Source organism: Haloferax sp. s1 (genome assembly GCF_058382125.1).
The window spans coordinates 1-9,807 of the sequence record NZ_JBZRPK010000613.1 but is presented as its reverse complement, the minus strand read 5'-3'; the positions used below and the strand labels follow the sequence as shown (position 1 = coordinate 9,807).

At 62.7% G+C, this 9,807-nt stretch carries 7 protein-coding genes and 1 pseudogene; 3 read left to right on the top strand and 5 right to left on the bottom strand.

Annotated features, from left to right (window positions below):
• Positions 1-588: helix-turn-helix domain-containing protein (locus tag QT222_RS12775; RefSeq protein ID WP_491477394.1), on the bottom strand; the 588-nt coding region annotated here is incomplete at its 3' end.
• Positions 589-960: 372 nt separating this feature from the next.
• On the opposite strand from QT222_RS12775, the gene QT222_RS12770 reads away from it, so the two are divergent.
• Together QT222_RS12770 and QT222_RS12765 are read left to right on the top strand one after the other, a co-directional pair.
• Positions 961-2,673, top strand: coding sequence for an L-lactate permease (locus tag QT222_RS12770; protein ID WP_491477393.1), 1,713 nt, complete (start codon positions 961-963; stop codon positions 2,671-2,673).
• Positions 2,674-2,780: 107 nt separating this feature from the next.
• Entirely contained in the window at positions 2,781-5,861 is a 3,081-nt protein-coding gene (locus QT222_RS12765; protein WP_491477392.1) for an FAD-binding and (Fe-S)-binding domain-containing protein, read from the top strand.
• A gap of 155 nt (positions 5,862-6,016) precedes the next feature.
• Here the strand turns inward: QT222_RS12765 and QT222_RS12760 are convergent, their stop codons facing one another.
• The 4 genes from QT222_RS12760 to QT222_RS12745 form a co-directional block, all read right to left on the bottom strand.
• Complete coding sequence (locus QT222_RS12760; protein ID WP_491477395.1) at positions 6,017-7,156, bottom strand: pyridoxal phosphate-dependent aminotransferase; 1,140 nt, start codon at positions 7,154-7,156, stop codon at positions 6,017-6,019.
• Between the two features lie 73 nt (positions 7,157-7,229).
• A complete protein-coding gene (locus QT222_RS12755) occupies positions 7,230-7,367 on the bottom strand; it encodes a hypothetical protein (protein WP_491477391.1) in 138 nt (45 codons plus the stop codon).
• Between the two features lie 239 nt (positions 7,368-7,606).
• Positions 7,607-8,104, bottom strand: coding sequence for a GIY-YIG nuclease family protein (locus QT222_RS12750; protein ID WP_004056555.1), 498 nt, complete (start codon positions 8,102-8,104; stop codon positions 7,607-7,609).
• 21 nt (positions 8,105-8,125) lie between these two features.
• Positions 8,126-8,551 (bottom strand): DCC1-like thiol-disulfide oxidoreductase family protein, encoded by a 426-nt coding sequence (locus QT222_RS12745; protein ID WP_004056553.1) that lies wholly within the window; start codon positions 8,549-8,551, stop codon positions 8,126-8,128.
• A 108-nt stretch (positions 8,552-8,659) separates the two neighbouring features.
• Between QT222_RS12745 and QT222_RS12740 the strand changes: the two are divergent.
• A pseudogene (locus QT222_RS12740) lies at positions 8,660-9,706 on the top strand (DEAD/DEAH box helicase); the annotation flags it as partial.
• Positions 9,707-9,807: the final 101 nt, after the last annotated feature.

Below are 9,807 nucleotides of genomic sequence, written 5' to 3'. Positions count from 1 at the left end.
CCCCGGCAGTGGTTTCGGCGCGGGCTGGATGGCGTTCCCCCAGCCTCGGGCCGACTCGCAGCCGGCCGGATAGTCGTAGTACACGTCGCGGAGGAAATCCGCCTTCTTCGCCTCCGGGTGGTCGGTCAGGTACTCGTAGGCGGCAGAAAGTGCTTCCCGCCGGGCGTCGAGCATCGGGCCGCTTCCCGGCAAATCCGCCCGTTCGATGGCGTTCGAGACTGCTGGCGGGTGGTCGAGGTTGTCGTCCGATTCGTCGGCGACAGGATTGCCACCGGTAGTGGTGTCTAAACGAGATTCACCCGCCGGCGTGGCGGGACGTTCGTCTGAAACCCCAGTCAACGGAATCCACCAGACGCGGCTTCGGGCACCGACTTTCCGGGTTGCGAGGTCACCGCGTTCTTCGAGTTCGTTCAGCTTGTTGTGTGCCGTTCGGCGCGAGCAGTCGAGTTCCTCCATTACGTCCGTCGCCGTGAGCGGTCGTGCGGCGTCGTCCCGAGCCTCGAATACCTCCAACACCGCGTCGAGAGGGATGCGACCCACGTACTGTCCGTGCTCGTTTCGAGGGCGCGCGCGAGACTCATCCTCCATGAATTATCCTTTGCATACGAGGGCATAAGCCTTTACACACCAATGAAATCCCAATCAATACGTGTGAATTGGCCGGTTCACACGTGTACAGTGGTTAAGTTCAACGACTCGTTTGCGAAATTATCCGAATTCGTGAATAGCCACGATAAACAGTGTCACGCCCAAATTCGTGTGTTTAACGCGCTATTTGGGTCGATTCACACGAGTGAAGTGGAGTTCGAGGTCAGAGGGAGAACGAAGTAAAGAACTGTCATGAATAGCGACGAACGATAGATATATATCACAATCAATCTGTATCAGATTCCACGATGCACCGCATCAGGCACGAAGCTGGAATGGCACAGGCTGGAACGAACTGTGGAGGTGTACAACATGGTTAGTGCAACCAATGTACTTATCGCGCTGTTGCCACTTTTGACCATCGCGTATCTCATGGTCGGTCGGTACTGGCCCGCGACGCGGGCGATGCCGGTCGCGTTGGGCGTAGCAATAGTAGCAGGATTCTTCGGTTGGGGCATGACGCCGACGTGGATTGCCGCCGCGACGATTAACGGATTCATCACCGCGTCGAACATCCTCTACATCGTCTTCGGGGCAATCTTGCTCCTGTACACGCTCAAGCAGACGGGCGCGTTCGACTCCATCAACGACGGATTCGCGTCCATCAGCGAGGACCGCCGTGTGCAGGTCGTCCTGCTTGTGTTCCTCATGGGCTCGTTCATCGAGGCTGCTGCCGGGTTTGGCACGCCGGCAGCAATCGTCGGTCCGCTCCTCGTCGGCCTTGGCTTCCCGCCGCTGGCCGCCGTCGTGGTCGCCCTCACGGGTAACCTCATGGCGATTACGTTCGGGGCGGTGGGCACGCCGCTCATCATCGGCATGATCGACATCTTCGACGACGTACCGGTCATCACGACCGCACTGGACGCACAGGGCATGGGCGTCGAACAGTGGGTCAGCGAAATCGCCGTCTTCGCCGCGATGAATCACGTCGCTGTCGGCATTCTGCTTCCCTTCATCGGCGTCGCCATGATGACGCGCTTCTTCGGCGAGGAGAAGTCCATCAAGCCGGCACTCGAAGTGCTACCCCTCACGCTCTTCGCGTGGGCGTCATTCTCCGTCCCGTACTTCCTGACGGCGTACTTCCTCGGTCCGGTCTTCCCCGGACTCGTGGGCGCGATGGTCGGACTGCTCTTGACCGTCTCCGCGCTCAAGGCCGGCTTCTTCCACCCCGACGAGGAGTGGGACTTCGCACCGCAGTCGTCGTGGCCCGACCACTGGGTCGGTGACATCCAACCCGGCGAAACGAGCGACCGCGACGGTGCGGTCGCCGCCGACGGTGGCGTTGTCCAGCAGATGCCGCTCTGGAAGGCATGGACGCCGTACGTCCTCGTCGCGGGACTCCTCGTCCTGACCCGTGTCTTCACCCCGTTGACGGGGTTCCTGAAATCGAACCTCGTCATCCAGTCGGGGGACCTGTTGGGTACGGGTCTGAGCGGTAGTTTCGCACTCCTCTACCTGCCCGGCGCGGTGTTCCTCGTGGTCCACGCCATCACCATCGGTCTCCACAGCATGGACGGCAAGCAGGTCAAAGCGACGTGGGCAGAAACCATCGAGAAGGTCACCCCGGCCGTCGTCGCGCTGCTGTTTGCGGTTGCGACGGTGCAAATCATGCTCCAGTCGGGCGCGGCAACGGGCAGCGACAGCATGCTCATCGTCCTCTCCGAGGGTATGGCCGGCATCGCTGGCGGCATCTACCCGTTCTTCGCCGCCTTCGTAGGCGCGTTCGGCGCGTTCCTCGCAGGGTCGAACACTGTCTCTGACATCCTCTTCGGGACCTTCCAGTACGGTGTCGCAGACCAGATCGGAACGTCGAAGACCGTCATGCTGGGCGCGCAGGCGGTCGGCGGTGCAATCGGGAACCTCATCGCCGTCCACAACGTCGTCGCCGCGCTCGCGGTCGTCGGCCTCGTCGGCGAAGAGGGTCGGGTCATCCGCCTCGAACTCATCCCGCTTCTGTACTACGGGACCGCTACCGGAATTCTCACGCTGCTGTTCAGCTACGTGCTGTTCCCCGGCGTGTTCTAATCGGTGGCTGCTTGCAGGTCGAACCGCTCACGAACGGGAAGGAAAAACACCCGTTCCCGGGTGCCTTTTACCTTTCGCGCAAACCGACACTATAAGAGAGCTAATCAATGGCATCCAACACGCACGAACCGGCCGCTGACCCCTCGCTGGAGGGCGACTTCGACTACGTCAACGACGACGTAGCACGGCCAGGGCTGGTCGAAGACCTCGAATCCATCGTCGAGGGCGACGTGCGATTCGACACCTACACGAGGACACTGTACGCAACCGACGCATCCGCATACGAGAAGCTACCCATCGGCGTCGTCATGCCGAAATCGACGGCCGACGTGGCGGCGGTGATGGAGTACTGCGACGAGCGGCAGATTCCCGTCTTGCCCCGCGGCGGCGGGACGAGCCTCGCCGGGCAGACGGTCAACGAGGCGGTCGTTCTCGACTTCATTCGCTACATGGGCGAGGTCGAGGAAATCGACCCCGAAACGGGGACGGCGACCGCTCAAACCGGCGTTCGACTCGGCGAACTCAACGAGGAGTTAGCACCACACGGGCTGAAGTTCGCGCCCGACCCGGCGTGGGGCGACCGCTCCGCGCTCGGTGGCGCTATTGGCAACAACTCCACAGGGGCACACTCGCTGAAGTACGGCAAGACTGACTACTATATCGAAGAACTCGAAGTCGTTCTCGCTGACGGCACGGTGACGACGTTCGGCGAAATGAGCGTCGACGAACTCCGCGAGCGCGGCGACGCTGACGGCACACTCGAAGAACGAATCTACGCGAAAGTCCTGCAGATACTCGACGAGGAAGCGGACGAGATTTCGAAGCGCTACCCCGACCTGAAACGCAACGTCTCGGGGTACAACCTCGATATGCTCGTCGACGAGATGCGCGGCGAGCGTCGCACGCCCGACGACACGGGCATCGACGAGGAGTGGAAGGCGGGGACAATCAATCTCGCCCGCCTTCTCGCAGGCAGCGAAGGGACGCTCGCCATCGTCACGAAGGCGACCGTCTCGCTCGAACACATCCCGGAGACTGCCTCTGTCGCACTTCTCACCTACGACGACGTGATAGACGCCATGCACGACGTCGCACCCATCCTCGAACACGAACCCGCCGCCGTCGAGGTCATGGACGACGTGCTTCTCGACCTCGCGCGCGACACCGCGGAGTTCGCGGACGTGGTCGGAATGCTCCCCGAGGACACGGACTCGACGCTGCTCGTCGAGTTCTACGCCGACAGCGACGAGGCGGGCAAACAGCAGGTCGCAAATCTCATCGAAGACCGCGTCGTCGACCCCGACGGAACCGAGTTCGACCCGGAAGACGGGGCGGCCTCGGTGACAGAGAAAGAACGTCGTGCGACCGACTTCATGGAGGCACACGACGCCGATACGCGCGCGAAGTTCTGGAAGATGCGCAAGTCTGGCCTCCCGATTCTCCTCTCGCGGACGACCGACGAGAAACACATCGCGTACATCGAGGATACCGCCATCCCTGCAGAGAACCTCCCTGCGTACGTCTCCGACTTTCAGGACATCCTCGACGAACACGACACGTTCGCATCCTACTACGCGCACGCGGGCCCGGGAGTACTCCACATCCGCCCGCTCGTGAACACGAAGACGGTCGAGGGCGTCGAGACGTTCGAGGCCATCGCCGACGAGGTGACTGACTTGGTCGTCAAGTACGGCGGCTCGGTCTCCGGCGAACACGGCGACGGTCGCGCACGGACGCAGTGGAACCGGAAACTGTACGGCGACCACCTCTGGAACGTCTTCCGCGACCTCAAGACCGCGTTCGACCCCGATTGGCTCCTCAATCCGGGGAACATCTGCGGCGACTACGACATGACCGAGAACCTGCGGTTCTCGCCGGAGTACGACTTCGAATCCGGATTCGAACCCACGCTGAACTGGGACAACGACAACGGCTTCGAGGGGATGGCCGAACTCTGTCACGGCTGTGGTGGCTGTCGCGGCCAGCAGTCGACCGTTGGCGGCGTCATGTGTCCGACCTTCCGCGCATCCGAAGAGGAGATTCTGTCGACTCGCGGACGCGCCAACATGCTCCGGCAGGCCATGAGCGGCGGCCTCTCGGAGGAAGAGGTGTTCACAGACGAGTTCGTCGACGAGGTGCTCGACCTCTGTGTCGGCTGTAAGGGCTGTTCGAAGGACTGCCCGAGCGAGGTCGATATGGCGAAGATGAAAGCCGAGGTGATGCACGAGTATCACCAGCGCAACGGCTCTAGCATCCGCGACAAAATCTTCGCCAACATCGGTACGTTGTCGAAACTCGGGTCGACGTTCGCACCCCTCGCCAACGCGATGACGAAGATTCCCGGGGCACGGACGGTGATGGAGAAGACCATCGGCATCGCCAAGGAGCGAACCCTGCCGAAGTTCCACGCGACGAGCTTCGTCGAGTGGTTCGAATCGCGCGGCGCGTCGACTATCGCGGAGCAACAGGCCGACCGCAAGGTGCTGTTGTTCCCCGACACCTACACGAACTACAACCACCCCGAAGTCGGGAAAGCGGCGGTGAAGGCGCTCGAAGCCGCGAACGTCCACGTCCGCATTCCCGACGGCGTCGCCGGGTCCGGTCGGCCGCCACACTCGAAGGGCTTCCTCGATAAGGCTCGCGCCGACGCCACGCAGAACGTAGAGGTACTCGCGCCGTATCTCGACGAGGGTTGGGATATCGTCCTCTGTGAACCCTCGGACGCCGTGATGTTCCAGTCGGACTACCTCGATTTGCTCTCCGGCGACGACGTAGAGGCCGTCGCGGCCAACTCCTACGGCGTCATGGAGTACTTCGACACGTTCCGTCTGGACCAGAACCTCTCGTTCCTCCCGCAGGATGACTACCTGACGTATCACGGCCACTGTCATCAGAAGTCCACGAAGAAGGACCACCACGCGGTGGGCGTCCTCCGCCGCGCGGGCTACGACGTGGACCCGCTGGACTCAACGTGCTGTGGGATGTCGGGGTCGTTCGGCTACGAGGCCGAACACTACTCCATGTCGAAGGCCATCGGGAACATCCTCTACGACCAGGTGGCCGAAAGTCCGGGCGACGTAGTCGTCGCACCCGGCGCGTCCTGCCGGACGCAACTCGAAGACATGCCCGGTGCCGACGAGGAACCGCCGCATCCAATCGAGCTGCTGACGCACGCCATCGAGGCGTAAGCGAGCACTCGGTTCGAAATCGGGACACGCCGAGAGACACAGAACCAACGCACGGGTCGGCGCACGCCGACGCAACGGCTGGCAAAATACAACACGGGCCGACCGGGCTGGGCTGGGCTGGGCTGGCTTGGTCGATTCTCTTTTCGTTCGAAGAATTACGCTGTGAGTTCGTCCAGCACGTCGCCGAACACGTCGAGTGCGGTGGCCATCTCCCCGGGGTCGCCGCCGAGCGAGATACGGAAGGCGTCCGGGAGGTCGAAAAAGCGACCGGGAACGACGAGCACGCCCTGGTCCCACGCGGCATCGGCGACCTCGTCGCCGTCGCAGTCGTCGTGTTCGAAGAACGCGAACGACCCGCCAGCGTGGATGCGACCCGAAAGGGACGGCTGGCCAGCAAGGAACGATGCGAGCAGTTCGTGATTGGTCGAGAGCTGGTCGCGGGCCGCGGCCTCGATTTGGTCGCCGTGATGGAGGGCGCGCTGGGCGAGTTTGGTGCTCGGGGTGGCAACAGACGGGAGATACATCGAGGCAGAGCGTGTCCGTTCGATGACTGCCTCCGGTCCGATTAGCCACCCGACGCGCAGACCGCCGAGACCGTAGAACTTCGTCAGCGACCCGGTGATAACGGTTTTCGGCAGCCCCGCTGCGGTGACGCCGCCAAACGGACCGTCTGTTGCGGGGTCGATGTACGGAGCGTACACTTCGTCGACGAGTAAGTATCCGCCAGCTTCGGCCGCGGAGTCGGCTACCTCTGCCAATTCGGCGCGCGGGGTGAGCTCCCCCGACGGGTTGTGCCGGTTGGTGACGATAGCGTACGCAAACGAGTCGGTGGCAGCCCCGTCGATTCGGGTCGGTTCGAGTTCATAGTCGAACTCGGGCGGCCGAACGAATCGGTCGACACGAGCGCCCAGTGCTTCGGGAGTCGCCAAAAGCGGCTGGTAGCCCGGCTTCTCGACGAGAACCTGCGGGCGAGCGGCGTCCTCGGAATCGTCGGCATCGTCGGCATCATCAGGCACCTCGGTGGCGAGGTCGAGTAATGCGGAGGCGGCAAGGAAGTTCGCATGTGAGGCACCTGCGGTGACGAGAACCGAGGACTCGGGGACATCGTATCGACTTGCGAGTTGCCCGACGAGCGTCTCGTCTTCCGGGTCGGCGAGGTCGGCGAGAACCGGCGGGACGACGGAGTCATCGTGACGGGCCACGTTGAGGTCGCTCGTCGCGAGGTCGTGGGTCGCCTCACTGGCACGCCCGCTAATCCACTCGAGATAGGGGATTGCAGGAAACGTCGTCGTCATCAGCACTGCTTCGCAGTCGGTCCCGTAAGTCATTGGGGTTCCGGCGGGTCAAACGAACGGAATCGGCGACGGGTCACTCATCGGTGAACGACCGGAGCGGGAGCAGTGTTGCGGTTTCCGAGATGAACGACGTGAGCCGAGAGAGCGCCGCGAGCACGTCGACCCGCACAGCGAGTACGTCGGGTACCTCGTCTGCCTCGGGGCGGACCATACGATAGCGTTCAAACGTCAGAGTATTTAAGAGATCGGAGAATACAGGGTTTAGAAATAAAAGTGAGCAAAAGACATATATAATATTATTCAGCCAGTGAGCATCGTAGGCGATAGATGAAGTAAAGCAGGTCGCACGAATACGGTCTGGTGCCGGGGTGCCTCTGACAACCGGCTTTGTCACCTGAACCGGGGTGCCCGGTCCGGTTCAGGCGGCAACGAGGGAGACGCCTATCTCCCTCAATTTTCACCTCTAAATGCCGATACAGCGGTCGACGCGGCCGTTTCTGCGTCTCGGTGTCGCGTGAGATGCGCTTTACACGAACAGTCCGACGAGCCGAAGCCACCGATTGCCGGTGGCCCGAGTTCCGAGGCGACGGCGCACTCCGCGTCCCGGTCGGTGACGCAGATAACCTCCACAAGTTCGACGTCAGGGTGGCCACCGAGATAATCTACGTGCCAGTGGCGAGCATCGTGTTCCCCGCGTGCGACGCGTCGGTGTCTGAGGACGCGACGAAGCCCACCGGAGCCGAACGCGCTCCCGACGTAGACGTATCCGCCCGCCGGAAATTGACACGCACCGAGCGCACCGACTTCGATAGTCGTCTCGGGAACCGCGAAGACCAGCGCGTAGGTTCCCGGTGGAGCTGCTGCATCGAGGTCGAGCGGGTCGTCGCCGGTACCGAGAGCGGCAGGGTCGAGCGAGTGGACCGATAGCTGTCGATGGGGGTCGGACATTACCAGAAAGCGCTGTTGCGGCTACGAAAGTTCCTCGGGCTGTGGCTCCGCGTGTTCGACGAGCACGTCGAATAGGTCGGTCGCGGCAGGTGCCATTTGATAGCTGCTGTGTACGTCATCCGGGTCGCGGCCGCGGCCGCTGGCGACGCCGACGACTTTTGCGATGGTGTTGTAGTTGTCGCGGACGAGGCTCCCGAGGAGTCCCGGCATCCCCGCTCTGTCGGTGAGTTCTTTCGCGGCGGCGCGGCCCGCGTAGACGCGGCCCTCGTTGTTGTCCGCGAGCACCATCGCGAAGGGAACCTCCTCGAACTGGGCCGCCAAGAACGTTTGCGCGGCGTCGTCGTACCAAGAGATGGCTTCCACGTCGTCGAGACGCTTCAGCGCCGTCGCGGCGACAGAGCAGTAGGGACACTCGCCGTCGTAGATGAGCACCGCGTCCGGGTCCATATGCTTGCGTCGGGGCGCAGAGAACAAAAGTGGCTCGCAGGGAGAATTTCGTGTGAACAAGTAACAATAGTACGACAGCGTTAGGTCGGCGAGGTCCACAGTGGGCGTGTGGACGACCTCATCGAGTGGCTTCGAGCTAGACCGTACTACGAGGGACAGATTCAGTCCCACCGTCGGTTCGATGCGCGCGACTCCGCGTTCGACGATGTAGACCTCGAACCGCGATTAGCGTCAGCCCTCGAAGACCGCGGTATCGACCGTCTCTATCGTCATCAGGCCGAGGCGGTCGAAGCCGTCCGCGACGGCGACAACGTGGTGCTCGCCACGCAAACTGCGAGCGGGAAGAGCCTCGCATACACCATTCCCGCCTTCGAGCGGGCGATGGACCACGGCGGACGGACGCTCTATCTCGGCCCGCAAAACGCGCTCGTCGCCGACCAACTGGAGACGCTCTCGGACCTCGCTCACGGCCTCGGGTTCGGGAGTCGTGTCTCGGTCGACCAGTACACCGGTCGCCTGTCGAAATCCGAGAAGCGCGAGGTCAGAAAGCGAATGCCGACGGTTCTGCTGTCGAATCCCGACATGATTCACTACGCGCTGCTCCCGCACGCACACCGCCTGTGGGAGTGGTTCTTCTCGTCGCTCGAAACGGTCGTCATCGACGAGGTACACGGCTATCGCGGCGTCTTCGGGAGTCACGTCGCGCTCCTGCTTCGGCGACTCAAACGCGTCTGCGAGCGCTTCGGGTCCGACCCGCAGTTCATCTGCTGCTCTGCGACTATCGGCAATCCCGTCGAACACGCTGCGCGCATTACAGGCGAGCGGGAAAATTCGTTCGCGCTCGTCGGCGAGGACACGAGCGGAACCGGTGAGACACACTGGTTGCTGTGGAATCCACCGGAGTACGAGAACCCCGACGCAGGCGGGTCAGGACGCAGACGGTCGGGTCACGTCGAAACGAAGAATCTCTTTGTCGACCTCGTGGCGCGCGGCCACCAGACCCTCGCGTTCACGCGCGCCCGACAGGCCGCCGAGCGATACGCCTCCGAGAGTGCGAGTGACCTCCGTAGTCGCGGCGAACACGACCTTGCCGGCGAGATTGCCGCGAACCAAGCCGCGCTCACCCACGACCGGCGGCGAGAAATCGACGCGGGTAGCCCCCACTGCCACATGACCGGGCGCTTCTAAAGCACTAAGCTTGTCCCCTGTCTCTTCTACACGGGTGCCGCGGCCGGCCTACTTGTTGGGCTATCCCG